The sequence below is a fragment of the Erythrobacter sp. A6_0 genome (genome assembly GCF_017744235.1).
Taxonomy (GTDB): domain Bacteria; phylum Pseudomonadota; class Alphaproteobacteria; order Sphingomonadales; family Sphingomonadaceae; genus Qipengyuania.
Genome location: NZ_JAGHQR010000002.1, coordinates 179,456 through 204,390 on the forward strand (window position 1 = coordinate 179,456; position 24,935 = coordinate 204,390).

Here is a 24,935-nt window from a genome sequence, read left to right on the forward strand (position 1 = left end):
TGGGGGGCGCTTCCGGCCTTTTTCATGCCCCCACCGGGGAAGGAACTGCGCCCTATTCGAACCGGTTGTCGCGCGGGAAACCCTGCGGCGGCATCCGGCCCGCGCCGCCGCGCGCGACCTTCCATTGCCACATCTCGTTCTCGGTTCGCGTGCGGCCTTCCTTGCCGCCCATGGTCCAGCTGAGCCCGTCTTCCAGCTTGAAGGTGATCGCGTCCGATAGGCCGCCGTCGCGATAGCGCTGCAATTGCACGCCCTGTCCGCGCGCGAGTTCGGGCAGCTCTTCGAGGTTGAAGACGACGAGCTTGCGATTGTCGCCGACCACCGCGACGTGGTCGTCCTCCGCCGCGATCGGGCGCACGACCTGCAATTTCGCCTCGCCCTTCAGATTCACCACCTGGCGGCCCTTGCGGGTCTCGGCCAGCAGGTCGTCCGTGTTCGCGGCGAAGCCCTTGCCCGTATCGGCGGCGAGCAGCAGGCGCTGTTTGGGCCGATGGACGATCGCTGCCACGATCTGCGAACCCGTATCGATGTCGAGCGTGTTCCGAACCGGTTCCCCGAACCCGCGCGCGCCGGGCAATTTGTCCGCGCCCAGTGTGAAGAAGCGCCCCGTATCGGTGACGAGCAGCAATTTGTCCGTCGTCTGCGCATGCAGCACGAACCCTTGGGCATCGCCTTCCTTGTATTTGAACTCCTGATCGAGCGGCAGATGCCCCTTGGCACCGCGCACCCAGCCCTTTTGCGAGAGGATCACCGTCACCGGCTCCTTCTCGATCATGGCTTCCATGCTGAATTCGACCGTGGGTTCGGCTTCCGCGATCAGCGTGCGGCGCGCGCCGAGTGCGGTGTCCGGCCCGTATTCCTTGCGCAATTTTGTAAGATCGCGCTTCAGCCGCGTGCGCTGGCGGGCGGGCGAGCCGAGCAGCTTTTCGAGCTCGTCCTGCTCTTTCAGGAGATCGTCCTTCTCCTGCCGCAGCTCCATCTCTTCCAGCTTGCGCAAACTGCGCAGCCGCATGTTCAGGATCGCTTCGACCTGCCGTTCGGTGAGAGAGAATTCCTCCATCATCACCGCCTTGGGATCGTCCTCGTAGCGGATGATCTCGATCACGCGGTCGAGATTGAGGAAGGCGACGATATAGCCTTCGACCAGCTCCAGCCTTCTCGCGATCTGACCGAGCCGGTGGCGGCTGCGGCGCTGGAGGATGTCGATCTGGCTGGAGACCCAGTTCGACAGCAATTCCTTCAGCCCCATCACCATCGGCGTGCGCGTGGCGTCGAGGACATTCAGATTAAGGCCGAACCGCGTTTCGAGGTCGGTGAGCTTGTAGAGGCTTTCCTTCAACAGCTCGGGATCGACATTGCGGCTGCGGGGGACGAAGACGATGCGGATGTTCTCGTCGCTCTCGTCGCGCACGTCTTCCAGGATCGGCAGCTTGCGATCGGCGATGGCCGCGGCAATCTGTTCGATCAGCTTGCCCTTCTGCACCTGGTAGGGGATCTGATCGACCACGAGCTGCCACTGGCCCCCGCCCAGCCGTTCGATCCCCGCCTCGCGATCCTTCTCCGTGCCCGCCTCCGCCGCATGGAAGCGCGCACGCAGGCGGAAACTGCCGCGCCCGGTCTCGTAGGCGGCAGCGATCGTTTCCGGGCTGTCCACCACCAGCGCGCCGGTCGCGAAATCGGGCCCGTGGAACAGCTCCATCAACCGGGCATGTTCGACCTGCGGATTGTCGATCAGTTCCAGCGTCGCATCGACCACCTCGGCGACATTGTGGCTCGGGATATTGGTCGCCATGCCCACCGCGATCCCGCTCGATCCGTTGGCGAGCAGATTGGGGAACAGGCCGGGAAAGATCTCCGGCTCACGCTCTTCGCCGTTATAGGTCGGGATGAAATCGACCGTGCCCTCGTCCAGCCCCTCCATCAGGTTCAGCGCGGTTTTGGTCAGGCGCGCTTCGGTATAGCGATAGGCGGCGGCGTTATCGCCGTCGATATTGCCGAAATTCCCCTGCCCCTCGACCAGCGGATATCGCAGCGCGAAATCCTGCGCGAGGCGGACCATCGCATCGTAGACGCTCGCATCGCCATGCGGGTGATACTTGCCGATCACGTCGCCGACGACGCGGGCGGATTTCTTGAACGCGTCGGTCGGGTTCAGCTTCAGCTGGCGCATCGCCCATAACAGGCGGCGATGGACCGGCTTCAGCCCGTCGCGAAGATCGGGGAGCGAGCGCGCGGTGATCGTGCTCAGCGCATACACCAGATACCGTTCGCTCAGCGCGCTGTCGAAGGGGGCATCGACGATCGCGTCGAAGGGATCGGGTTCGTCCATCACGGTGGTATTGTCGGCAGCCATGCCATTCACCCTATCACCGCCCCGGCTCGGCTAGAAGCGCGGAACGCCATGCTTTCCCCATGCGTAAGTCCGGTAACACGAACTCAATGGAGATACTCTCATGGCAAAACGCGTCCTCATCCTCGCCACCAACGGTTTCGAACAGTCCGAACTGATGAAGCCCAAGGCCAATCTGGAAAAGGCGGGCATCGAAACCACCGTCGTCAGCCTCGAAAGCGGCGAGATCAAGGGCTGGGATACCGACGATTGGGGCGACAGCGTCAAGGTCGACAAGACTCTGGACGAAGTCAGCAGCTGCGAAGGCTATGACGCGCTCCTGCTGCCCGGCGGCCAGATCAATCCCGACCTTCTGCGCGTGGAAGACCGCGCCGTCGCCCTCGTCAAGGATTTCGCCATGTCCGGCAAGCCGATCGCCGCGATCTGCCACGCCCCCTGGCTGCTGATCGAAGCGGACATCGTGAAGGGTAAGACCGCGACCTCCTACAAATCGATCCGCACCGACCTCAAGAATGCGGGCGCGAACGTGGTCGACCAGGAAGTCGCGATCGACGGCAATCTCATCACCAGCCGCAATCCGAACGACATCCCCGCCTTCAGCAAGGCGCTGATCGAAGCGGTCGGCGAGACTGTGGACGAGAAGGCTCTCGAAACCGCCTGATCACACGCACAGTCCGATTTTTTTGAGAACCCCGTCGCAGCGATGCGGCGGGGTTTTTCATATGATTTGAACGCCTTCCGCAGCGTTTCGGAAACATAGGCCGTATCGTTCATTGCTTTCCAGAGGGAGAAAGATGTCGGCTTTACGCACATACCTGTTCGCCTTTCTGACGGCACTGACAGCCGCGCTCGGCGCCGTCCCGCTCGGGGCCCAATCCCAGCGCGACATCGCGCAGAGTTCCGAACCGTTCGTCTACGAAGTCGACCAGCTCGAGAACGGCGGCGGCGCGGGCACGCCGCTCGAACTCGACACGCCGATGGGTCTGGTCGAAACCTTCATGGCGGCAGGCGAGGCGCGCGACTGGACGCGTGCATCCGCTGCACTCGATTTTGCCAATCTCGATGGCACCGACGCATCGCGGCGCGAGGTCACGGCCGCGCTTTACGACCTGCTCGAACGATCGGTCGCAATCGATTGGGCCGTTCTTCCCGACCGGCCCGATGCCGTCGACACCGAGACGAGCAGCAAGGATCCGATGGCGGGCACGCCGCGGCGCTCGATCACTCTTGCCGAGATCGAGATGGACGGTCGGTCCGTGCCGATCCGCATCGCAAGGGTGCAGGCGCCGGGCGGAGAACCGGTCTGGGTGTTCAGCAGGCAGACGGTCGCCAACGTGCCCGCGCTTTACGAGACCTATGGCCCGACCCGGTTCGAGAAAGCCTTGCCCCCATTCCTGCGCGAACAGGCGTTCTGGACATTGGCCTGGTGGGAGGTCATCGCCCTCCCGCTGATACTGATCGTGGCCGCGTTTGCCGCCTTCTTCACCTATCTCGGCATCCGTCGCTTCCGCAGCCGTTTTCAGCATGACGATACGATCCATGGCGTGCTGCGCGCGGTCCACCTGCCCGCCGTCCTGCTGGCCTTCGCCGGAACGTTCGCGCTGGTGCGCGAGACGTTTTTCCGCCTCTCCGGCCCGGTCAAGGATCTGCTCGATCCGCTGCAACTGGTCCTGATCATCGCGGCGGTTCTCGGCATCGGTCTGTCGATCATCGAAGCCATGTTCGAGATCGCGACCGACAAGCGGACCGACGCGCTCGAAGATCCGGACAATGGCAACGACCGGGACTATTACACTAAACTGAGCGCGATCAGGCGGATCGTGACGGCGCTGGTGATGCTGGCCGCAGTCGGTTTCCTCCTCGTCGCCAGCGATGTTTCGAGCACGCTCGGCTTTTCGATCCTGGCTTCTGCCGGCGTGCTCGGTCTCGTGCTGGTGTTTGCGGGGCGCAAATTGCTGGGCGACATCATGTCGAGCGTGCAGATCGCTTTCGCGCAGACCGCCCGGATCGGCGATGCGGTGCAGTACGAGGGCCAGTGGTGCTATGTGGAGAAGATCGGCTTCACCCATCTACGCCTGCGGACATGGGACGAACGCCGCGTAATCGCGCCGCTCAGCGATTTCACGAACAAGAGCTTCGAGAACTGGACCAAGCGCGATGCCAGCTTGATGATGCATGTCGAGCTCGAACTCGACAATCGCTCCGATGTCGAGAAACTACGTGGCCCGTTCCGCGAATTCGTCGAGCAGGACGAGGATGTGGTCGATCCCGACGACGCGATCTGCGAAGTCGTCGGCCAAAACGCGCAGGCGATGGTCGTGCGCTTCATGGCCCGGTCGAGCGATCCCAAATGCGGATGGAAGATGCATTGCCGCCTGCGCGAACGGATGCTGGCGGTCGCAGCCGGTCTCGACGCGGCTGCGTCGAACGAACCTGCCCCGGCCTTCCTTCCCCGCGAGCGCGAGGTGCGTATGGACCTCGCTGGAAAGGACGAAAGCGAGTAGGAACGAGCCGGAGGTCTTGGCGTTACCGCGATCGGTGCTCGACCCTCGCACCGAAATCCCGCTTGCTACGGCGCGAGGATTGCTGAATGGGCGCCCGCCTTGCAAACGGTGCCGCTGTGGTCGGACATCGAGAATCTGGAGTTAGAGCCCATGCGCCGCCGGCCCCTATCGTGCGCCCTTGCCCTTCTCGCCTGCTCGGCTCCGCTCGCGGCGGCCGAGGGGCAGCCTGCCAATGACGGTGCCCAGCCCGAGCAGACCGGTCCGCAAACCGTGGCCGACGCGACGCCGCCGGAGACCGTGCCGCTGGCCGAAGAAGCGCCGGGCCGCGTGTCGGTCTCGTTCGGGGCGAGCGTGGTGGGCCAGTATATCTCGCGCGGCGTCGCCTTCGCCGATGCGACGAGCTATCAACCCTATGCCACGCTCACCGTCGCGCTACCGGAATTGACCGGCGGGGCGATTACCGATGCGAGCGTGTTCGTCGGTAACTGGAACAGCATGCAGAGCGGCAGTCCCGGCCTTGGTCAGCCGAACACCGGCTCCACGCCCGGATGGTACGAAGCCGACATCTATATCGGCGGGGCAGTCCAGATCGCGGAGCGTGTGGGCGTCAGCGCGACCTATTTCCGCTATCTCTCCCCTGGCAATTCGTTCGACGAATACGACGATTTCGACCTCACCCTGACCTTCGACGACAGCGGATTATGGGGCGAGGCGGCAGAGGCGCGCGGCTTCTCCGTCCAGCCTGCCCTGCGCATGGTGCAGGAGATCGGCCAGCCCAATCGCCCCGACGCGCTGTATATCCAGCCGTCCATCGCGCCGAGCGTGCTGCTGGGCTCTGGGGACGGCGGCGTCACCGTGTCGATACCGATGGCGATCGGCCTGTCCGACAGTTTCTACAGCGGCGTCGATGGCGGCACGCCGACCTTCGGGTTTTTCCGAGTGGGCGCTGGCGTGGCGGCCAATCCGTTCAAGGGTGCGGCGAGCGCGGTCAGGCTGACGGCGGGGCTCGATTACTGGATGCTCAACGACCGGGTGGCCAATGGGCTCGACGATACCGAGCTGGTCTGGCGAGTCGGGTTTTCGACTGGATTCTAAAAGCGAAACCCCGCCCGACTGGTTGAGGCGTCAGAACCGCCGCGCGTCGTGGCTTTCGGTCGGAACGTCCACGCTCAGCCCGTCCAGCGTCTCGTCCAGCACGATCTGGCAGGAAAGGCGGCTGGTGCGGCGCACGCCTGTGGCGAGGTCGAGCATGTCCTCTTCCTCCTCGCTCGCGGCCTCCAGCCGGTCGAACCATTCGGGATCGACCACGACATGGCAGGTCGAACACGCCATCTGCCCCTCGCACGTCCCCTCCAGGGGAAGCCCGGCGGCCTGCGCGGCGCGCAGCAGCGTATCGCCGATGGCCCCACGCGCTTCGACGATGTCGCCCTTGGGCGTACGCAGGCGCAATCCGATCGTCTCACTCATACGCCCTGCTCCTTCGCCGCCGCGTTGATCTTGGCTGCCGCCGTCTCGATTTCGTCCATCGTGGTATAGCGGCCCCAGCCCAGCCGGATCGAGGCCTTGGCCTTTTTCTGCGACAGGCCGATCGCTTCCAGAACATGGCTGGTCCGGCCCGATCCGCTGGCACAGGCGCTTCCGGCGCTGAACATCACGTCGCGGCATTCGCTCATCAGCCGGTTCACGTCGAGCCCGCCGGCGTTCTTGCCCGCCGGGCGGATGTTCATGTTTCCATGCCAGCGCGCCTCAGCGCTGCCGTTCAATTCCCAGTCCGAGAAAAGCTCGCAGGCGCGGGTCCAGAGCTTGTCGACATGATCGGCGTCCTGCTCCATCCGCTCCTTCGCTTCCTTCGCCGCGACGCCCATGCCCGCGATCAGGGCCGGTGACAGCGTGCCCGAGCGGATGCCGAATTCCTGTCCGCCGCCGGTCTGGACCTCGGCGATGTCCAATCCTTCGCGCAGCCACAAGGCGCCGACGCCCTTAGGGCCGTGAAACTTGTGCGCGCTGATCGCGACCATGTCCGCACCGGTCACTTCCATGCGGCCATACGCCTGCACCGCATCGCACAGATAGAGAGCGTTCGCGGATTTGGCCTTGCGGTGCCATTCGACCGTGGGCTGAATCGTGCCGATCTCGTTATTGACCTGCATCACGCAGACCAGCCGCGTGTCGGAGGGCAGGTCCTGCTTGGTGTTGCACTGGCCGTTCTTGGCCACGTTCAGTTCGTGGCAGTTCCCGACCGCGCGCGCCGTGTCGAGCACGGCGGCGTGTTCGATCGCAGAGACGGAGACCGTGCCGCCCGTGCCGCTGCCCCTGATGGCGAGATTGATCGCCTCGGTCGCGCCGCTGGTGAAGATCACGCGGCCGCCGGCGGGGAACAGTTCCGCCACCCGCTCGCGCGCGACTTCGATCGCGGCCTTGGCCTGGCGGCCCATGCGGTGGGGGCTGTGCGGATTGCCGAAGCCGGAACCGCCCGGCCCGTCGAGCCAGCGCAGCATTTCGTCCCGTGCCTCGGGCGCGAGCGGGGTGGTGGCTTGGTAATCGAGATAGATCATGGTCGCGCCATCTCTAACCATGTTTCGGCGAAACGTTCCACCTCGGCGCGCGTGGTGTTCCAGCCGAGGCTCACACGGATCGTGTTCGCTGCGATATCCGGTTCGACGCCCATCGCATCGAGCACGCGGCTGGTCTTCATCGTCCCGCTCGAACAGGCGGAGCCTTGCGATACCGCGATCCCCGCCATGTCGAACCGCATCACCTGCGCGGTGGCGGACAGGTTCGGCATGGCGATGGCGCGGATATAGGGGGTGGGATCGGACAGGCGATCCGACAGCGGCGTACCGCCAGCCGAGCGGCATTCGCGTTCGAACGCGTCGAACGCCCGCAGCACGTCTTCGTCGAGATAGGATTCGGAACAAGCCTCCAGCGCCGCCGCCATGCCGAGCGCGCCGGGCAGGTTTTCGGTCCCGCGCCGATAGCCGCGTTCGTGCCCGCCGGAAGGCTCCAGCATGGCGAAGTCGCGAACCAGCAGCGCGCCGATCCCGATCGGTCCGCCGAACTTATGCGCCGCGATCATCGCCATGTCGCATGGGGGCATCGTCATCTTTCCCGCCGCCTGCGCACAGTCCGCGATCAGCAATCCCCCGGCATCGGAAACCCGCTCGTGGATCGGCTCGATCGCCTGCCGGTTGCCGGTTTCGGAATTGATTTGCTGCACCGCGACGACAGGACGATCGGCCCCGATCGCCTCCGCGAGTGCCGCCAGATCGAGCTGCCCGTCGGCAAGAACCGGCAAAAGGTCAGCATCGGGCGCAGCCTGCGGCACGCAATCGTGTTCGACCGCGCTGACGAACCTCCTGCCACCCTTCGCCCGGCCCAGGGCCAATGCCGCCGCCTCGCTCGCGCCGCTGGTGAAGATCAGCTCACCCGTCCAGCCCAGCGCCGTCTTGATCCGCTCGCGCGCGTCTTCCAGCGCGGCGCGGGCCTTGCGGCCTTCACCATGCGGGCTCGATGGATTGGCCCAGAGCCCGAACCCCTCCTCCATCGCGGCGCGCGCCTGCGGGCGCAGCGGCGTGGTGGCGGCGTGATCGAGATAGATGCGGTCGGAGTTCGGGGTCGGAATGGGACGTGCTCGAAACAATTGCGAATTTGCGGGAAAACCCTATATAGCGCGCCACTTCCAGCTTGCTACCGGGCGCCCGCCACGCGCGATGCGCCGCAACCCTTTCGCACAGGTACCCCACCCGATGCCGACCGTGATCTTTCCCGGCCCCGAAGGCCGCCTCGAAGGCCGTTTCTCTCCCGCCCCGCGCCCGCGTGCGCCCGTGGCGATGATCCTGCATCCGCACCCCCAGGGCGGCGGCACCATGAACGAACAGATCACGCAGAAACTCTACAAGACCTTCGTCGATCGCGGGTTCGCCGTTTTGCGGTTCAATTTTCGCGGCGTCGGGCGCAGCCAGGGCAGTTTCGACAACGGGATCGGCGAATTGTCCGATGCCGCCAGCGCGCTCGACTGGGTTCAGCAGATCCATCCCGAAGCGCAGACCACCTGGGTCGCAGGCGTCAGCTTCGGCGCGCTGATCGGGATGCAGTTGCTGATGCGCCGTCCGGAAATCCGCGGCTGGATCAGCGTCGGCGCCCCGGCGAGCATGTACGATTTCACGTTCCTTGCCCCCTGCCCCGCCAGCGGCATCTTCATCCACGGCGCGCAGGATACGGTGGTGCAGCCCCAGGCGGTTACCAAGCTGGTGGAAAAGCTGCGCACGCAAAAGCATATCACCGTGCATCACGAAGAAATTCCGCGCGCCAATCACTTCTTCGAAAACGAGCAGAAGGAATTGATGGCCTCGGTCGACAATTATCTCGACTTCCGCCTCGACCCGAGCTGCCCGATCAAGTGAGACCGGGCGGCCATTCGGCCCGACCGTTTCGAGCGATCTACTGAACACATGAGCCCTCCCTTCACCGGGAGGGCTTTTCGCATCTGCCCCAGACCGGTTGCAACGCCGACGCAAGACGGTTGCAAACAGCAACGCGAAAGTGCTTGTCATTGACGTTACGTTGTAACATCCTCCTACCGGAAGCCTGCCACAGCATGTCGCAAATCGAGCAGGCCGCGAAAGGAAGAGGATTTTGCATATGGCTTATCTCGACCAGACCCGCCGCCCTTCTCCCGCCAGCATGGCCGGTGTGATCGCCATCCACGCCGCGGTCGGCGTGGCGATCGTCACCGGGCTGACCGTTTCGGGCACGATCGCGCCACCCGACGAAATTATCGGCGCCTTCGAGATCAAGGACATCCCGCCGCCTCCGCCCGAGCCCACTCCGGAGCCGACCACGGATACGACCGAAATCCGTCAGGTGGACCCGCCAATGGTCATCCCCAGACCGCCGCTCGACCTCCCGGTGCCCGCGCCGCGCTTCGATTCGACCGACATCATCCTTCCGCCCACACCGCCCCTTCCCACGCCCGGCCCAACGCTCGGCCTCGATCCGGTGCCGACTCCGCGCGTCACGCCGACCCAGCCTCCGGTCGGCCCTTCGGTCGGCGCGAAGCCGCGCAACGATCCTTCCGCCTGGATCAGCACGGACGATTACCGTTCGTCATGGATCAACCGCGAGATGACCGGCACGGCGCGCTTCCGGCTCGAAATCGCCGCCAATGGCCGCGTGACCAATTGCACGATCACCGGTTCTACCGGCCATTCCGCACTCGATCAGGCGACCTGCCAATTGCTGGAGCGGCGCGCGAAGTTCCAGCCGGCGCGCACCGGTTCGGGCGAGCCGATCGCTGGCAGTTACGAAAGCGCGGTGCGCTGGGTGCTGCCGGACTGATCCGCCAGCCGAAGCGGCCTCAGCGGCCCCGCTCGATCCGGTCGAGCGGGGCTTCGCCCGCTTCGTTCGGCACGGTCCAGATCGCCACGTTCATCCCCGCGACCAGCGCCAGCATCACCATCAACACCGCCTGCCGTCGATACCCGCCACGATAGGCGAACACCGCGCCCACGATCAGGGCGATGGCCAGCAGGACGACGATCGAAAGCACGGCATCGGTCATGCCCCGTATCCTAGCCGCGACGGCACGGCGAAAGGAAGCGCAAAGCTGCGGAACGCGTCCCGCCGACACCCGTTCTTCCCTCAAATGCGCCGCGATCATGCGCGCGCCACCGAAAGGCTTGCGATATGGGTATCTTCAGTTCGATCAAGGACGCGATCTTCGGCAAGGACGAGCCTGCTGAGAAGGCTCCACCCGTTGCCAAGCCCGGCACGGCTCCCGCAGGCACGCCCGCACCAAAAACCGGCAATGCCTGGGCCGACGCGCCGGTGGTCGAACGGCAATCGATCGACACCGTCGACGTCGAAAACCACCTCGATTCGATGCCCGGCGCCGATCGCCTCAATTGGCGCACTTCGATCGTCGACCTGCTCAAGCTGATCAATGTCGATTCTGATTATGCCAGCCGCAAGGCGCTCGCCAGCGAGCTGGGGCGCGAGGATTACGAAGGCTCGGCGGAAGACAATGTCTGGCTGCACAGGCGCACGATGCGCGAACTGGCGGCGCATGGCGGGAAGGTGCCGCCCGAATATCTCGACTGACGATCGGCCGGGTATTTTCGATTAATTGACAGGTCAGGGCGCGGCGCGCACACCCGCGCCCATGACATCCAAAAGCTTCGATATCACCCGTCGCCAGGCCCTCGCAGGCCTCGGCGCGACGACCGCGCTCACTCTCGGCGGATGCGCCGCCACCGCTCGTCCCGAGGCCATCGCCCAGGCACAGGCGATCGGCGCCGAACGCCTGCTGGAAGTGGTGGCGTACAATCTCCTCGAACACGAACCCGAACGCGCCACTTCGCTCGGCGTCGATACCGGGCGATACGCCGAGTTGCGCGCCCGGCTGGAAGACCAGTCCCAAACCGGCCAGAATCTCTACGCCGCCACGCTGCGCCGCGATCTTGATCGGGTCCGCGCCTTCCCGCGCGAAGGGCTGGATGCGGACACGGTAACCAATCTGGATGTCGTCCAGAGCGCCTATTCCACCGCGCTCGACGGGTTTGCCCTGCCCTATGGCGATGTCGCCGTGGGGAGCTGGCGCAACGCACCCTATGTCGTGATCCAGAATGTCGGCAGCTATCTCGATCTGCCGCGTTTCATGGATTCGACTCATCCGCTGAAGGACGGCAGCGATGCCGATGCCTATATCGAGCGGATGGAAGCCATGCCCGCCGTATTCGCGGGCGAGCTGGAACGGATGCGAGCGGCCCGCGCCATGGGCATGGTTCCGCCCGATTTCCTGATCGAGAAAGCGACCACCCAGCTATCCGAGACGATCAAGTCGGCGACGGCGGGCGATCTGTTCGCCGCCCCGCTGCGCGCCAGGCTGATCGAGGCAGGCATGCCCGAAAGCCACGCCAATCGTGCCCGCACGCTTGAAACCGGCCCGATCGCCGCCGCGCTGGAAGCGCAGCTCGCCGAATTGCGCCTGGAAATGGCGGAGGCCGATTCCGATCCCGGCATGTGGAGCCAGCCGCGGGGCGACGAATGGTATGACTGGGCCCTGCGCGCCAGCACCACCACCACGCTCTCGCCCAACGAGGTGCACGAGCAGGGGCTGGAAGAACTCGCATCGCTGCATGCGCGCATGGACCCGATCCTGAAAGAGATCGGCTATACCACCGGCACGGTGGGCGAGCGGATGCAGGCGCTCTCGCAGGATCCGCGCTACAAATTCGCCGAAGGCGATCCCGGCCGGGCCGAGATCATGGCCTTTATCAAGGACCGCATCGAATGGATCACCGCGCAGATGCCGCGCGCCTTCGACACGCTGGTCGATCCCAATCTCGAAGTCCGCCGCCTGCCCCTGGCGGAAGAACCCGGCGCGCCGGGAGCCTATGGCGGCGCGGGCAGCAAGGACGGGACGATTCCGGGCCGGATGTGGATCAATCTGAGAACCACCGACCTGCACCGCAAATACGATCTGGCCGACCTGACCTATCACGAGACCATTCCCGGCCATGTGTGGGAGGGGGAATATTCCAATCGCCTGCCGCTGATCCGGTCGATCCTGGCGTTCAACGCCTTTTCCGAAGGCTGGGCCCTCTATGGCGAACAGATCGCCGACGAGCTCGGCGCCTATGACGACTTCAAGGTCGGGCAATTGGGCTATCTTCAAAGCCTCGCCTTTCGCGCCTGCCGGATGGTGGTCGACACCGGCCTTCACCACAAACGCTGGAGCCGCGATCGGGCGCGTCGGTTCTTCGTCGAGGAAAACGGCTCGAAATACGACGAGGTGGTAAGCGAGGTGGACCGCTATTGCAGCTGGCCCGGTCAGGCCACGGGCTACAAGCTGGGCCATAGCGAGATCGTAAGGCAGCGCGGTCGGGCCGAAACGGCCCTGGGCGATGCTTACGACTTCAAGGCGTTCAACGATGCCGTCGTGCTCGGCGGGAATGCGCCGCTCGACGTGATGGCGAAGAACGTGGACCGCTACATCGCGCGGGCGCGAAGTTAGGCGGCTTCGGGCGCCGTATTGGCGAGCGCTGCGGCCTCTTCGGCCAGGCGCTTCGCTTCGCGTTCGACCAGGGCCCGTTCGCGGTCGATCTTCACCTTGCGCGCCTGTTCGGCAAGGCCGCGCCAGGTCTTTTCCGCACGCAGGCTGCGCTGGCGTACATTTTCCAGCGTCGCATCGCGCGCCTCCTTGGCGGCTTCGCGGGCGCGGCTGTCATAGAATTCGAATGTCTGGCTCATCGGCTTTGTCCTTCGGTGCACGCGCGCGAAATAGAGGCGGGAAACGGCCCGCCGATCGCGAGGGATCGACGGGCCGTTCTTTAGAAAATCAGTCCGCGGAGGAGAGATTCACCGCGCTCGCCTTGCCGTTACGGCCGGTTTCGACTTCGAAATTGAGGCGCTGGTCCTTGTCGAGCGTCTGCATGCCCGCCGCCTGAACGGCGGAGATGTGGACGAAGCTGTCATCCGAACCATCGTCGGGCTGGATGAAGCCATAACCCTTGTCGGAATTGAAGAATTTGACTGTGCCGGTCTTGGCCATGAGGTGTTCCTTTCAAGAACGAGGTATTGCCCCGCCGCGGCATGCGGCGCGGTCGTGCGTCAGGTCGTCCGAAGAAAGGAAGTCGTCGTCTAAAAAGCGCTCGGCGATAACAAAGCCGACCGGTGATCAAAAGCCGAAGTCCGTCGCAAATTTCGACGTCAGCCCGGATGGTCTAGCAGGCTTTCGCCCGTTTCCCTAACGATCATATCGGCGGGCGGAAAAACGGGTCCCCGGTCCGCGATTGCTCGCGGCCGGGGACTCTCCTCTCCAACTCGTGCGGCCGTAAGGGCGAAACCGGTCAGGCGGCGGCGGGGGCCGCGTCTCTCACGCCCTGGTCGACATGGTCCGCGAAGGGCGTGAAATTGTCGACGAAGAGCTGCACCAGCTTCTGCGCGGTGCGATCGTATTCGTCCGCATCATTCCAGGTCGAGCGCGGATCGAGGATGCCGCTGTCGACGCCCGGAACGGCGACTGGAACTTCGAAGCCGAAATTGGGATCCTTGCGGAATTCCGCCTCGTTGAGCGAGCCGTCGAGCGCGGCGTTGAGCAACGCGCGGGTTGCCTTGATCGGCATACGATTGCCGACCCCGTATTTGCCTCCGGTCCAGCCGGTATTGACCAGCCAGCAGGCCACGTCGCCCTTGGCGATCCGCTCTTTCAGGAGGTTGCCGTAGACGCTGGGATGGCGCGGCATGAAGGGCGCGCCGAAGCATGTGCTGAAGGTTGCCTCGGGCTCGGTCACGCCGATTTCGGTGCCCGCGACCTTGGCGGTGTAGCCCGACAGGAAGTGATACATCGCCTGGTCCGGCGTCAGCCGCGCGATCGGGGGCAGGACGCCGAACGCATCGGCGGTCAGCATGATCACGTTCGAGGGCGGCGGGCCCATATTCTCGTCCGACGTATTCGGGATCGATTCGAGCGGATAGGCGCCGCGCGTATTTTCCGCGAGTGTGTTGTCGTCGAGGTCGATCTCGCCATTCTCGTCCATGACCACGTTTTCGAGGACGGTGCCTTCCATCTTCGTCGTCGCGAAGATCTCGGGCTCGGCTTCCGGGTTCAGGCGGATCATCTTGGCGTAGCAGCCGCCTTCGAAATTGAAGACCGCCGTGTCCGACCAGCCATGCTCGTCATCCCCGATCAGCGTACGGCTGGCATCGGCGCTGAGCGTGGTCTTGCCCGTGCCGGAAAGGCCGAAGAACACCGCGCTCTTGCCGTCCGGGCCGATATTGGCCGAACAGTGCATCGGCATCACGCCCTGGGGCGGAAGAAGGTAATTGAGCACGCCGAACACGCTCTTCTTCATCTCGCCCGCATAGCGCGTGCCGCCGATCAGGATCAGCTTTTCACTGAGATTGACCGCGATGACCGTCTCGCTGCGGCAGCCATGCCGTTCGGGATCAGCCTTGAAGCTGGGCAGATCGATGATCGTGTATTCGGGCACGAAGCCTTCGAGCTCGTCTGCCGTCGGGCGCACCATCAGAGTGCGGATGAACTGGTTATGCCAGGCAAGTTCGTTGATGACGCGCACATTGACGCGGTATTCGGGCTGCGACCCACCGAACAGGTCGGCGACATAGAGCGCGTCCCTGTCCTTCAGGGCAGCGAGGAAATCGTCCTTCAGCGCGGCGAAATGTTCGGGCGTCATCGACGCGTTATTGTCCCACCACACCGTCTCTTCGGTTTCGGCATCGCGGACGATGAACTTGTCCTTCGCGCTACGGCCGGTGTGCTTGCCGGTTTCGACCACCAGCGGCCCATGCTTGGCGCGGCGCCCTTCGCCGTTTTCGAGAGCCGCTGCGGTCAGCTGCGCCGAATCGAGATTGGCGTGGATCGCGGCATCGGTGGCGATACCCTGGTCGGCAAGCGTGTGGGAAAGCGAAGCGGTCACTGCGTGTCTCCGGGCGGGAGTTTCGATGTCTGGGACGGACCGGCATGCGAAGAAGTGCGGGCGGCACTTGCATACGAATGCGCAGACCTTTCGCTGGCCCATAAAGCGCGCACAGGCGTCCGTCAAATTCCCCTCGGCAGGTCTGCCCCGGTTTGCGACAGATGGATGAAACGCTGCGCTTTTCACCCATTTTGACATCCTCGGCGGTCGATCCGGCAGGGCCTCGCGATTGTCTTGCCGCGCCAAAGCGATTAGCTGTGCCCTGTGACTCAGGACGCACCTCTCGAAACCGCTCAACCGGCGCCCCAGCGCACCGCCTCGCAGGCCGTGATCGCGCTGGTGGACGATGATCGCAACATTCTCACCTCGGTATCGATCGCGTTGCAGGCCGAAGGCTTCGCCACCCGCGTCTATTCCGAAGGGGAGGCGGCGCTGAAGGCGCTGCTCGAAAATCCGCCGCACCTCGCCGTCTTCGACATCAAGATGCCAGGCATGGACGGAATGGAATTGCTGCGCCGCCTGCGCGAACATTCCGCCCTCCCCGTGATCTTCCTCACCAGCAAGGACGACGAGCAGGACGAGGAAGCGGGCTTCGCCATGGGGGCGGACGATTACATTTCGAAGCCCTTCAGCCTGCGCCTTCTCCTCGCCCGCGTGCGCGCCATCCTGCGCCGCAGCGATATCGACCTGCCGGACGAGCCGGGAAGCCCTTCCGAAGCGCCCCGCCCCAGCGAAGTGCTGGAACGCGGGCGGCTGGTGATGGACCCGGCACGCCACAAGGTGACGTGGGACGGCCGCGCGGTATCCCTGACGGTGACTGAATTTCTCCTCCTCGAAGCGCTTGCGGTGCGCCCCGGCGTCATCAAGAGCCGCAATCAGCTGATGGACGCCGCCTATCCGGACGACGTCTTCGTCGATGACCGGACGGTGGACAGCCATATCAAGCGCATGCGGCGCAAGTTCCGCAGCGTCGATTCACAGTTTTCCGCCATCGATACGCTTTACGGCGCGGGCTATAGCTTCGCCGAAAGCTGACCGACCCATGGCCGATCCGGCGCGCAGCAATGTCCTGAGGGACGGGCCGGGCCCCAATCCGGCGGCGGAAAAACCGCGCTGGTCGCGGCGCCTCTCGCTTACCAGCCGCATCCTGTTCGTGAACGTGTTGCCGCTGGTGCTGCTGGGCGGCGGGGTCATTTATCTCGACTTCTATCGCAAGCAATTGCTCGACGAGCGCTTCAAACTTGCCCTGGTCGAAGCGCAGATCACGGCAGAAGCGCTGGCCGGGGCGACCGATGCGCGCCAGGAAGCCCTGTTGATCCAGATCGGCAAGGAACAGCGCCTGCGCATCCGGCTCTACGATGCGGATGGCGAGCTGGAGGGCGACAGTTTCGCCCTGTCCGCGCCGACATTCTCGATCGATGCCGTGCCCGAGGACAATCGCGACTTCGCCCTGACGCTCGATCGCTGGTTCGACCGGGTGGTGGGCGCACCGCCCCTGCCCGATTACCGCGAACCGCAGGTGGATAACGCCAATGCCTGGCCCGAACTCGACCGAGCGCGCAGCGAAAGCCTGACTCAGATCGTGCTGCGCGATGCGGCGGACGGAACGCATGTCATCAACGCCGCCGCGCCCGTCGGCCTCGACGGCGAGACGCTGCTGATCACCCGCAATCCGATCGACATCACCGAACGCGTACGCGAAGCGCGATCGACCGTGGCGCTGGTGACGCTGCTGGCTCTGTTCGTATCGACCATGCTGTCGCTGTTCCTCGCTCAGACCATCGTTAGACCGTTGCGCGAACTGGTGCAGGCTGCCGTCCGCGTGCGGCAGGGGCGCGATCGCCAGGTCGAAGTGCCCCGCCTGCCCGACCGGCGCGACGAGATCGGCATGCTGGCGCGTGCGATCTCCGACATGACATATGCGCTGCGCATGCGGATCGATGCGGTCGAAAGCTTCGCCGCCGACGTGGCGCACGAAATCAAGAATCCGCTCGCCAGCCTCAGAAGCGCGACCGAATCGCTTAACCGGGTCGACGATCCGGACCTGCGGGCCCAATTGCTCGACATCGCTACGCACGATGTGCGCCGCATCGATCGGCTCGTTACCGAAATCAGCGAGGCCAGCCGGATCGATGCCGAATTGTCGCGCGCCACCTTCGAGACGGTCGATCTCGCCAGCCTGGTCACCAACATCATCGGATCGCGCGAGAATCGCTCGGAAAACGAAGGGCGCCACGTCCTCTTCGATGCCGAGCCCGGCCGCTTTCGGGTTCATGGCGAGCCTTCGCGGCTGGAGCGGGTCATCTCCAACCTGCTCGACAATTCGGTGTCGTTCTCGCCCCCCGATGGCGCCATCACCATCGACCTTGCGCGTGCGGACAACTGGATCACTCTGAGCGTGTGCGACGAAGGGCCGGGCATCCCCGAAGCGCGGCGCGAACAGGTGTTTCAGCGTTTCCATTCGCACCGCCCGCAGGCCGAAGATTTCGGCAACCATTCCGGCCTCGGCCTCGCCATCGCGCGGTCGATCGCCGAAGCGCATGACGGAACCTTGATGGCGGAAAGCCGCCCCGACGGGAAAAACGGCGCCTGCCTCGTCCTCAACCTGCCCGCACTGCGCGAAGGATGAGCGGCGCGCGCTTCGAGCCGCTAGCCAATGTCACCTGCGTCGCGCTGGGCGATCGGGGACTGATGATCGAAGGGCCGCCGGGGAGCGGAAAATCCACGCTCGCGCTGCTGCTGATCGATCGCGGCGCGCAGCTCGTGGGCGATGACGGCGTCATGCTGGAGCGGCGCGGAGGGGACATATGGACCCATCCGCCCGATGCGATCCGGGGCCTGATCGAGATACGCGGAGCCGGGATCGTGGAGTTTCCCGCCGTTTCGGCGCGACTGACCCTGATCCTTCGGCTCGATCCGAATGCATCGCGCGTTCCCGAAATCGAGAAGCGCAGCCTGCTCGATATCGCGCTGCCTGCGATCGCCTTCCGTACGGGCGATGCCGCACAGGCGCTGCGCGCGGAACATGCCCTGCGGCTGCACGGATTGGGATGACCGCATCTAACCGCTTCCCTTTTTCGGGCGCGGCTTCGATATTCGCGCGATGACCGCCGAATCGTCCGCTCCGCAGCAGATCCTGCTCGTCACCGGCATGTCCGGGGCGGGCAAAAGCACGGCGCTGGAAACCCTCGAAGATCTGGGGTGGGAAGCGATCGACAATTTCCCGATCCGCATGCTGCCCGACCTGCTTGCCCGCAGCGAGGGCCATTGCGCGCCGCTCGCGATCGGCGTCGATGCCCGCACCCGCGGCTTCGTGCCCAGCGAGATCAGGGCGCAGTTCGAAGATCTTACCGAGCGATCCGATCTGTCGGTCGGCACGCTGTTCCTCGATTGTGTCAGTCCCGAAATCGAGCGCCGCTATAACGAAACCCGGCGACGCCACCCGCTGGCCCAGGGACGACCGGTGAGCGAGGGAATCCGCGCCGAACGTGAATTGCTCGCCCCCTTGCGCGAATGGGCGCAAATGGTGATCGACACGACGGGCTATGGCCGCAACCATCTGCAACAGGCAGTGCGGGAACGGTTTGCGCAGGATCCTTCCGGCGCCTTGACGATCACCGTCACCAGTTTCGGCTTTGCGCGCGGCATGCCGCCGATCGCGGATCTCGTCTTCGACATGCGCTTCCTCGACAATCCGCACTGGATCGACGAACTGCGCGAACAGACCGGACGCGATCCGGCGGTGGCCGCGCATATTCAAGCCGATCCCGCCTTCGACACCGCTTTCGAGAAGATCGCCGGTCTCGTCCAGTCGCTGATCCCCCTCTATGCGGCGCAAGGCCGTGCCTATCTGACGGTCGCCTTCGGCTGCACGGGCGGGCGGCACCGCTCGGTCTTTTCTGCAGAATCCCTCTTCAAGCGCCTGCTGGACGGGGGGTACGAGCCGACTCTGCTCCACCGCGATCTCGCCGCGCGGGCCGCCGATACGGTCGAAGGACCGGTTCCCTGAGCAGGCCCTTTCGGTTGACTCAGCATCCAGTCATCATCATGGGCGCAGTCTCGCTGCGAAGCTTGAACCAGAAACGGAAGTCAGCACGGTTCGCATGATTGGCATGATCCTCGTCACCCACGGCAATCTCGCCGAACATTTCATCGATGCGATGGAACACGTCGTGGGCGAGCAGGACCAGATCGCCACGGTCTGCATCGGGCCGAGCGACGATATGGAGCTGCGCCGCCGCGAAATCGCAGAGGCGATCGCGCGCACCGATACCGGCGAAGGCGTTATCGTTCTGACCGACCTGTTCGGCGGCACGCCGTCCAATCTGGCGATCTCCCTGCTCGAAGCGGGCCGCGTCGAAGTGATCGCCGGGATCAATCTGCCGATGCTCATCCGGCTGGCCGGTGCGCGCAAGACGCTCGGCGTGACCGAAGCGGTGCATGCCGCGCGCGAGGCGGGGCGCAATTACATCACGGTCGCGTCGGAATTTCTCGGCCAGCACGAAGCGCCGCCAGCGGTCGAGCGGAAGCAGGCCCAGTGAGCGGCGACGCCAGCGTCGGCGAAGAACGGCGCACGCTCACCATCGTCAACCAGCGCGGCCTGCATGCGCGGGCGAGCGCGAAATTCGTGGCTGCCGTCGCTGCCCTGCCCGAGGGGACTCAGGTCCATGTGGCGAAGGACGGGACGAAGGCTGCCGGCGGATCGATCCTGGGGCTGATGATGCTGGGAGCTGCGAAAGGCGATACGGTCGAACTGATCGTCGCCGGGCCGAATGCGCCCCGCATTGCCGAAGACCTCGCCGCGATGATCGAAGACGGTTTCGGCGAGAGCTGAGGCGTCCTCGCGAGAGATCCGCTCGATGACACGTCGCCAGATCACCGGTTTTTCCAATCCCACTGTCAAAGCCTTGCGCGCCCTGCGCGAGAAGAAGCACCGCAAGGCGGCCGGGCGTTTCCTGGCGGAGGGCCTGCGCCTTCTGACCGATGCGCGCGAATGCGGCCACATCCCCGAAACGCTGGTGCTGTCGAGCGCGCGCGATGCGCACCCGCTGCTGGACGCGCTCGAACGCGAGGTCGTAGCGGCGGGCGGCGAAGTGATCGAAACCGCGCCGGATATCCTTGCGAAAATCACGGGTAAGGACAATCCGCAGGCCGTTGCGGGTGTGTTCACGGAATTCGACACGTCGCTCGACCGGATCGAAAGATCGTCCGCCGATATCTGGCTGGTGGCACAGGCGCTGCGGGATCCGGGCAATCTGGGGACCATGTTGCGCACGGGCGATGCGATCGGTGCCGGTGGCCTGATCCTGATCGACGATTGCGCCGATCCCTTCTCGGTCGAAGCGGTGCGGGCCAGCATGGGCGCGATCTTCACTCAGCGTATCGCGCAGGCACCATGGGAGGCATTCGAAGAATGGCTTCGCGGGCCGGACGGCGGTGCTGCGGGACAATTGGTGGCCGCCAGCCTGCGCGATGCGCAACCCTATCGTGGTGCACCTTACAGCGCGCCGTGTTTCATCATGGTCGGGAACGAAAGCCGGGGCCTGCCGCAAGCGTATGAAGACGCCTGCGATCTGAGAGTCACTATGCCGATGATGGGCCGTGCGGACAGTCTCAACGCCGCGATCGCTGCGGCTGTGCTGGGATACGAGGTTCTGGAAACGATAAACGCCCGGCCTTGAAGGGCCGGGCGTTCAATGTTTTTCGAATGTCCTTAGCGCTTAGGCGCTGATCGGAGCATCGTCATCATCGTCGTCGGTCAGAAGCAGAACGCCGATACCGATCGCGCCGATGGCGAGAACGATGAATGCGGGCGTGATACTTTCGCCGCCGAGTTCCGATTCACCGGTGACGGGGGCGGTCTGCGCGACGACCGGGGCCGCGATGAGCGAAGCAGCGGCAGTGCCGATTGCCAGTTTCTTGATAAGCATAAAAACCTTTCCTTGTCTCTCACCGCAATGACGGGCGAAAGGACTGTATGTTCCGAACGATGTGGGCATTTCTGTTCTAAATCGCCGAGGCGTGCCTTGGTCACGTTCGATTGCGACTTGTCCTTAAATACGGGATGCGTCCTTCAAAGGCAAGCCGACGCAAAACGATTGGGACCGATCCGGGTACGATTTCCTATGGTTATTCGAAGATTAAAAGGCCGAACAGGACAAGCCCGTTAAAACGACGGGCTCCAAGCCTCTTATCGATCCAATCACCGGAGACATCGCTAGGCGTCTGTATCGCTCACCTTTTCCAGACGCGGTGCATCGTTTTCCGCTTCGACATCCTTGGCCGTATAGCGCGGCGTGCCTTCGACCAGCGGAATATCCTCGATCTCTCGCTTGCCGATTTCAATGCCCTTTTCCGACAGACGCCTTCCGGCGGACAGGACATTGCGTTCGAAGCTGCCGACGAATTTGTTATAGTTCGTGACTGCGGTTTCGAGCCCGCCGCCGACACGTTTCATATGCTCCGCAGCGATCGCCAGACGGTCGTACAATTCCGCCCCCGCCTTACCGATCTCGACCGCCTCGCGCGCGATCGTATCCTGGCGCCAGACCTGCGCGACCGTGCGTGCGATGGCGACGAGATTGGTCGGCGTCGCCAGCAAGACTTTGTTGCGAAAGGCAAAATCCCACAATTCAGGATCGTGTTCAAGCGCGGCGGCGACGAAATGCTCGCCCGGCACGAACATGACGACATAATCCGGCGCATCGTCGAACTGGCTCTGATAACTCTTGGAGCCGAGCGTCTGCACATGGCCCCGCATGGACCGCGCATGCTGGTCGAGATGGCGACGCCGCTCGTCCTCGTCATCCGCCTCGAACGCGGCCTGATAGGCGTTGAGCGACACCTTCGCGTCGATCACCAGCTTCTTCTGCCCCGGCACGTTGACGATCGCGTCGGGCCGCAAACGGCCCTCATCCGTGTCGATCGAGTGTTCGAGATGGAAATCGGTGTGTTCGGCAAGGCCCGACTGCTCGAGCACGTTCTGCAGCGCCCGCTCGCCCCAGCGGCCGCGCGCCTTGGGCGCGTTGGTCAGAGAATTGCCGAGCCGCTGCGCTTCGCGCCGCACTTCCTCCTGGCCCAGCCGCATCTGTTCGATCTGGCTGGCGAGCGAGGAAAAGGCGTTGGTGCGCTTTTCCTCCAGCGCGGCGACCTGATCCTCGTATTTCTTCAAGCGATCGCCGACCGGCTGAAGCAGCGCGCGAATCTTCTCTTCCGAAGACCGCTCCGAATGGCCGAAGCGTTCGGCCGCGCGCTCCAGAAACGCCTCCTGCGCTTTGCCGAGTACGGCCGAACCGGTGTTCTGGAATTCCTTCAATAATTCCTCGCGCGCTTCGACCAGCAGGCGCTTCTGCTCGTCGAAATTGGCGGTCTTTTCGCGAAGGGTCGCAAGTTCGGACGACAGCGCGCCATTGGTGCGCCGCAGATCCTCCAGCGCCCCCTCATGCGAAACCCGCGTTTCCCGCAGCTCCTCCGCAAGCGCGTCAGCCCGCCCCGCCCGCTCGCGCGCGGCTTCCAGATCGGCGAAGGTGCGCAGATATTTCGCATCCAGCTCGCGCGCTTCGGAATCGCGCGCGGCATGGCGGGCCTTCCATTCCGCCACCGGGCGCGAGCCGAAGAAGAAACCGAGCCCCAGGCCGATGAGAAGGGCGGCCAGAACGAAGACGATCGCAATACTATCCATACCCGGAACATAGCTGGAACGCTTTGATTAGGAAAGTCCGGCGACGCATCGGCACGGAACAATCCCCAGCCCCGTCCGCTCAATAGGGAAAGGAGATTTAAAATATGTCGATCAAGGAAATGATCCAGGACCACCCGCAAGTGGGCGAAGGCTATACCGACGAGCTCGGCCAGGCGGTCAAGCACACCATGTATGGTGCGGCCATCATGAACAGCTGCGCCGATGCCTGCCTCGCCGAACCCAATGCGGGCGAGCGCGCGGAATGCATCCGCCGCTGTCTCGATGCGTCCGACGCCTGCACCGCCTTCTACCGCATGGGCAGCCGCCGTACGGGCGGCAACGTGCCCGCGATCAAGGCGATGGGCGATGCGGTTCTGGTAGCGGTGAAGGCCTGCCACGAATTGTGCAGCATGCATGACGATGCGCACTGCAAGCGCTGTGCGAAAATGTGCGAGGAAATCCTGGCGGACGTGCGCAAGGCGCTCGACACGATGGACCGGTAATCAAGGCTTCCGAGAACCTTGCGGGGCTGGACTAGCGTCCGGCCCCGCGATGTTTGAGCCACAGATTGATCAAAAGGCGAAAGCCGACCGTAAACACGACGAAATAGATCGCGAAGCGGATCGCCAATTCGTCGAAACCCGTACCTTCGTCGATCCGCTTCCAGGTGCACATCAGCAAAGCGTAGAGCAGCCCCGCGACGGAGGCCGTGTGCCAGCCCATGGCGGGCGCAGGCGAAGTCCCGTCGGGCTCGTTCAAGCGGCTTCGCGCAGCTTCTTGAGCTTCTTCAGCGCCATGTTCCGCTTCAGGCGCGAAAGGTGGTCGATGAAGAGAATGCCTTCGAGATGGTCCATCTCGTGCTGGATGCAGGTGGCCATGAGCCCATCCAGATCCTCTTCGTGGGTTTCCCCTTCGAGATCCTGATAGCGTACGCGGCAATGCGCCGGGCGATCGACATCGGCGAAGATGTCGGGCACCGACAGGCAGCCTTCCTGATAGCTCGCCAACTCCTCCGCCGGATCGAGGATTACAGGGTTCACGAACACCCGCGGCTCCCTCTTGGTCGGATAGTGCATGTGCTCGTGGCCGTTATGGTGGCACACCTCGCCCTCCGCCTCCGTATCTTCGGGCTGGAGGTCGATCACGAGCACGCGCTTGGGCACGCCGACCTGGATCGCGGCGAGGCCGATGCCGGGCGCATCGTACATCGTGTCGAACATGTCGGAGACGAGCGTCTTCAACTCGTCGTCGAATTCGGTGACGGGAGTCGAGACGGTCTTGAGCCGGGGGTCCGGCACTTCGAGGATTTCACGGATAGCCATCGGCGTCAGATAAGCGCGACCCGCGCGATTCTCAAGAGACGGGTCGCCGCGCGCGCAAAGCCTGCGCCAGAGTGCCCTCGTCGAGATAGTCCAGCTCGCCCCCGACGGGCAGGCCGTGCGCCAATTGGGTGATTCGCAGCGGAAAATCCTCCAGCCGTTCGGCGAGGTAATGCGCGGTGGTCTGCCCCTCCAGCGTGGCATTCATGGCGAGGACCACTTCGTCCACCCCGCCCGCTTCGATCCGCTGCATCAGCGCGGCGATGTTGAGATCTTCGGGCCGCACACCGTCGAGCGCGGACAGGCGCCCGCCCAGCACGTGATAGGTCCCGGTGAACAGCTTCGCCCGGTCGAGCGCCCAAAGGTCCGCCACATCCTCCACCACGCAGAGCGATTTCGCATCGCGGCGCGGATCGGAGCAGATGCCGCAGGGATTGCGCGTATCGACATTGCCGCAGATGTCGCATTCGACCAGCGCCTCGCCGACCTGCGCCAAGGCCTCAAGCAGGGCCGGCAGCGCGCTTTCGCGCCGCTTGACCAGCCACAGAACGGCGCGGCGCGCGCTGCGCGGCCCAAGACCCGGCAGGCGCGCCAGCGCCGTGGCGAGCGTTTCGATTTCTTGCGATGCCATGGCCCTGTAGA

The 24,935-nt window shown here is 64.3% G+C and carries 28 protein-coding genes; 15 read left to right on the plus strand and 13 right to left on the minus strand.

The genetic code is table 11. The annotated features are described in order from the left end of the window. Positions 1–52 precede the first annotated feature (52 nt). Positions 53–2,353, minus strand: a complete 2,301-nt coding sequence (parC, locus tag J7347_RS06580) for a DNA topoisomerase IV subunit A (RefSeq protein WP_209161402.1) — start codon at positions 2,351–2,353, stop codon at positions 53–55. Between the two features lie 100 nt (positions 2,354–2,453). Here parC and J7347_RS06585 point away from each other — a divergent pair, with 100 nt between their 5' ends. From J7347_RS06585 to J7347_RS06595, 3 genes are all read left to right on the plus strand, one after another. Beyond that, positions 2,454–3,011, plus strand: coding sequence for a type 1 glutamine amidotransferase domain-containing protein (locus J7347_RS06585; protein WP_067683554.1), 558 nt, complete (start codon positions 2,454–2,456; stop codon positions 3,009–3,011). 133 nt (positions 3,012–3,144) lie between these two features. Continuing rightward, the gene (locus tag J7347_RS06590) at positions 3,145–4,854 is read left to right on the plus strand and encodes a mechanosensitive ion channel family protein (RefSeq protein ID WP_209161403.1); all 1,710 of its coding nucleotides are present in this window, start codon (positions 3,145–3,147) and stop codon (positions 4,852–4,854) included. Positions 4,855–5,004: 150 nt separating this feature from the next. Further along, positions 5,005–5,949: a hypothetical protein gene (locus J7347_RS06595; protein ID WP_209161404.1), complete on the plus strand. Its 945-nt coding sequence runs from the start codon at positions 5,005–5,007 to the stop codon at positions 5,947–5,949. 30 nt (positions 5,950–5,979) lie between these two features. Here the strand turns inward: J7347_RS06595 and J7347_RS06600 are convergent, their stop codons facing one another. From J7347_RS06600 to J7347_RS06610, 3 genes are read right to left on the minus strand one after another with little or no spacing between them, the layout of a single operon-like run. Next, positions 5,980–6,321, minus strand: coding sequence for a 2Fe-2S iron-sulfur cluster-binding protein (locus J7347_RS06600; protein ID WP_209161405.1), 342 nt, complete (start codon positions 6,319–6,321; stop codon positions 5,980–5,982). Continuing rightward, entirely contained in the window at positions 6,318–7,409 is a 1,092-nt protein-coding gene (locus J7347_RS06605; protein ID WP_209161406.1) for a cysteine desulfurase family protein, read from the minus strand. The genes J7347_RS06600 and J7347_RS06605 overlap by 4 nt, the downstream gene beginning before the upstream one ends. Then, on the minus strand, positions 7,406–8,494 hold the full coding sequence (locus tag J7347_RS06610) for an aminotransferase class V-fold PLP-dependent enzyme (RefSeq protein WP_280635682.1): 1,089 nt from the start codon (positions 8,492–8,494) through the stop codon (positions 7,406–7,408). Before J7347_RS06610 ends, J7347_RS06605 begins: the two co-directional genes overlap by 4 nt. Positions 8,495–8,600: 106 nt before the next feature. Between J7347_RS06610 and J7347_RS06615 the strand changes: the two genes are divergently transcribed. Next, positions 8,601–9,257: an alpha/beta hydrolase gene (locus tag J7347_RS06615; protein ID WP_067683539.1), complete on the plus strand. Its 657-nt coding sequence runs from the start codon at positions 8,601–8,603 to the stop codon at positions 9,255–9,257. 238 nt (positions 9,258–9,495) lie between these two features. Beyond that, complete coding sequence (locus J7347_RS13430) at positions 9,496–10,191, plus strand: energy transducer TonB (protein ID WP_280635683.1); 696 nt, start codon at positions 9,496–9,498, stop codon at positions 10,189–10,191. A 19-nt stretch (positions 10,192–10,210) separates the two neighbouring features. On the opposite strand, the gene J7347_RS06625 is transcribed toward J7347_RS13430, so the two are convergent. Then, the gene (locus tag J7347_RS06625; RefSeq protein ID WP_209161408.1) at positions 10,211–10,414 is read right to left on the minus strand and encodes a hypothetical protein; all 204 of its coding nucleotides are present in this window, start codon (positions 10,412–10,414) and stop codon (positions 10,211–10,213) included. 125 nt (positions 10,415–10,539) lie between these two features. Between J7347_RS06625 and J7347_RS06630 the strand changes: the two genes are divergently transcribed. Further along, a complete protein-coding gene (locus J7347_RS06630; RefSeq protein ID WP_209161409.1) occupies positions 10,540–10,953 on the plus strand; it encodes a DUF3597 domain-containing protein in 414 nt (137 codons plus the stop codon). 61 nt (positions 10,954–11,014) lie between these two features. Further along, on the plus strand, positions 11,015–12,868 hold the full coding sequence (locus J7347_RS06635; RefSeq protein ID WP_209161410.1) for a DUF885 family protein: 1,854 nt from the start codon (positions 11,015–11,017) through the stop codon (positions 12,866–12,868). Here the strand turns inward: J7347_RS06635 and J7347_RS06640 are convergent. From J7347_RS06640 to J7347_RS06650, 3 genes are all read right to left on the minus strand, one after another. Beyond that, complete coding sequence (locus J7347_RS06640; protein WP_067683529.1) at positions 12,865–13,104, minus strand: hypothetical protein; 240 nt, start codon at positions 13,102–13,104, stop codon at positions 12,865–12,867. The genes J7347_RS06635 and J7347_RS06640 overlap by 4 nt on opposite strands. Positions 13,105–13,192: 88 nt before the next feature. Further along, positions 13,193–13,405 carry a cold-shock protein gene (locus J7347_RS06645; protein ID WP_067683527.1) on the minus strand — a complete coding sequence of 71 codons (213 nt, stop codon included), beginning with the start codon at positions 13,403–13,405 and terminating at the stop codon, positions 13,193–13,195. A gap of 298 nt (positions 13,406–13,703) precedes the next feature. Then, on the minus strand, positions 13,704–15,293 hold the full coding sequence (locus J7347_RS06650; RefSeq protein ID WP_209161411.1) for a phosphoenolpyruvate carboxykinase: 1,590 nt from the start codon (positions 15,291–15,293) through the stop codon (positions 13,704–13,706). 327 nt (positions 15,294–15,620) lie between these two features. Between J7347_RS06650 and J7347_RS06655 the strand changes: the two genes are divergently transcribed. The 7 genes from J7347_RS06655 (at position 15,621) to J7347_RS06685 (ending at position 20,974) form a co-directional block, all read left to right on the plus strand. Continuing rightward, positions 15,621–16,328 (plus strand): response regulator transcription factor, encoded by a 708-nt coding sequence (locus J7347_RS06655; protein WP_209161718.1) that lies wholly within the window; start codon positions 15,621–15,623, stop codon positions 16,326–16,328. A 7-nt stretch (positions 16,329–16,335) separates the two neighbouring features. Further along, positions 16,336–17,922 carry a stimulus-sensing domain-containing protein gene (locus tag J7347_RS06660; protein WP_209161412.1) on the plus strand — a complete coding sequence of 529 codons (1,587 nt, stop codon included), beginning with the start codon at positions 16,336–16,338 and terminating at the stop codon, positions 17,920–17,922. Further along, complete coding sequence (locus J7347_RS06665; protein WP_209161413.1) at positions 17,919–18,347, plus strand: HPr kinase/phosphatase C-terminal domain-containing protein; 429 nt, start codon at positions 17,919–17,921, stop codon at positions 18,345–18,347. Before J7347_RS06660 ends, J7347_RS06665 begins: the two co-directional genes overlap by 4 nt. 49 nt (positions 18,348–18,396) lie before the next feature. Further along, complete coding sequence (gene rapZ / locus J7347_RS06670) at positions 18,397–19,302, plus strand: RNase adapter RapZ (RefSeq protein WP_209161414.1); 906 nt, start codon at positions 18,397–18,399, stop codon at positions 19,300–19,302. A gap of 94 nt (positions 19,303–19,396) precedes the next feature. Then, complete coding sequence (locus J7347_RS06675) at positions 19,397–19,834, plus strand: PTS sugar transporter subunit IIA (RefSeq protein ID WP_209161415.1); 438 nt, start codon at positions 19,397–19,399, stop codon at positions 19,832–19,834. Then, positions 19,831–20,127, plus strand: a complete 297-nt coding sequence (locus tag J7347_RS06680; RefSeq protein WP_209161416.1) for an HPr family phosphocarrier protein — start codon at positions 19,831–19,833, stop codon at positions 20,125–20,127. The genes J7347_RS06675 and J7347_RS06680 overlap by 4 nt, the downstream gene beginning before the upstream one ends. A gap of 25 nt (positions 20,128–20,152) precedes the next feature. Then, entirely contained in the window at positions 20,153–20,974 is an 822-nt protein-coding gene (locus tag J7347_RS06685; RefSeq protein ID WP_209161417.1) for an RNA methyltransferase, read from the plus strand. Between the two features lie 39 nt (positions 20,975–21,013). Here the strand turns inward: J7347_RS06685 and J7347_RS06690 are convergent, their stop codons facing one another. Beyond that, complete coding sequence (locus J7347_RS06690) at positions 21,014–21,223, minus strand: hypothetical protein (RefSeq protein ID WP_067683512.1); 210 nt, start codon at positions 21,221–21,223, stop codon at positions 21,014–21,016. Positions 21,224–21,510: 287 nt separating this feature from the next. Beyond that, positions 21,511–22,974: a DNA recombination protein RmuC gene (rmuC, locus tag J7347_RS06695; RefSeq protein ID WP_209161418.1), complete on the minus strand. Its 1,464-nt coding sequence runs from the start codon at positions 22,972–22,974 to the stop codon at positions 21,511–21,513. 104 nt (positions 22,975–23,078) lie between these two features. Here rmuC and J7347_RS06700 point away from each other — a divergent pair, with 104 nt between their 5' ends. Further along, positions 23,079–23,477, plus strand: coding sequence for a ferredoxin (locus J7347_RS06700; protein WP_067683508.1), 399 nt, complete (start codon positions 23,079–23,081; stop codon positions 23,475–23,477). Between the two features lie 31 nt (positions 23,478–23,508). Here the strand turns inward: J7347_RS06700 and J7347_RS06705 are convergent, their stop codons facing one another. From J7347_RS06705 to recR, 3 genes are read right to left on the minus strand one after another with little or no spacing between them, the layout of a single operon-like run. Further along, on the minus strand, positions 23,509–23,733 hold the full coding sequence (locus J7347_RS06705) for a hypothetical protein (protein WP_209161419.1): 225 nt from the start codon (positions 23,731–23,733) through the stop codon (positions 23,509–23,511). Further along, complete coding sequence (gene def / locus J7347_RS06710; protein ID WP_209161420.1) at positions 23,730–24,296, minus strand: peptide deformylase; 567 nt, start codon at positions 24,294–24,296, stop codon at positions 23,730–23,732. Before def ends, J7347_RS06705 begins: the two co-directional genes overlap by 4 nt. Before the next feature lie 31 nt (positions 24,297–24,327). Further along, positions 24,328–24,924, minus strand: a complete 597-nt coding sequence (gene recR / locus J7347_RS06715) for a recombination mediator RecR (RefSeq protein ID WP_067683606.1) — start codon at positions 24,922–24,924, stop codon at positions 24,328–24,330. Between the last annotated feature and the right edge of the window lie 11 nt (positions 24,925–24,935).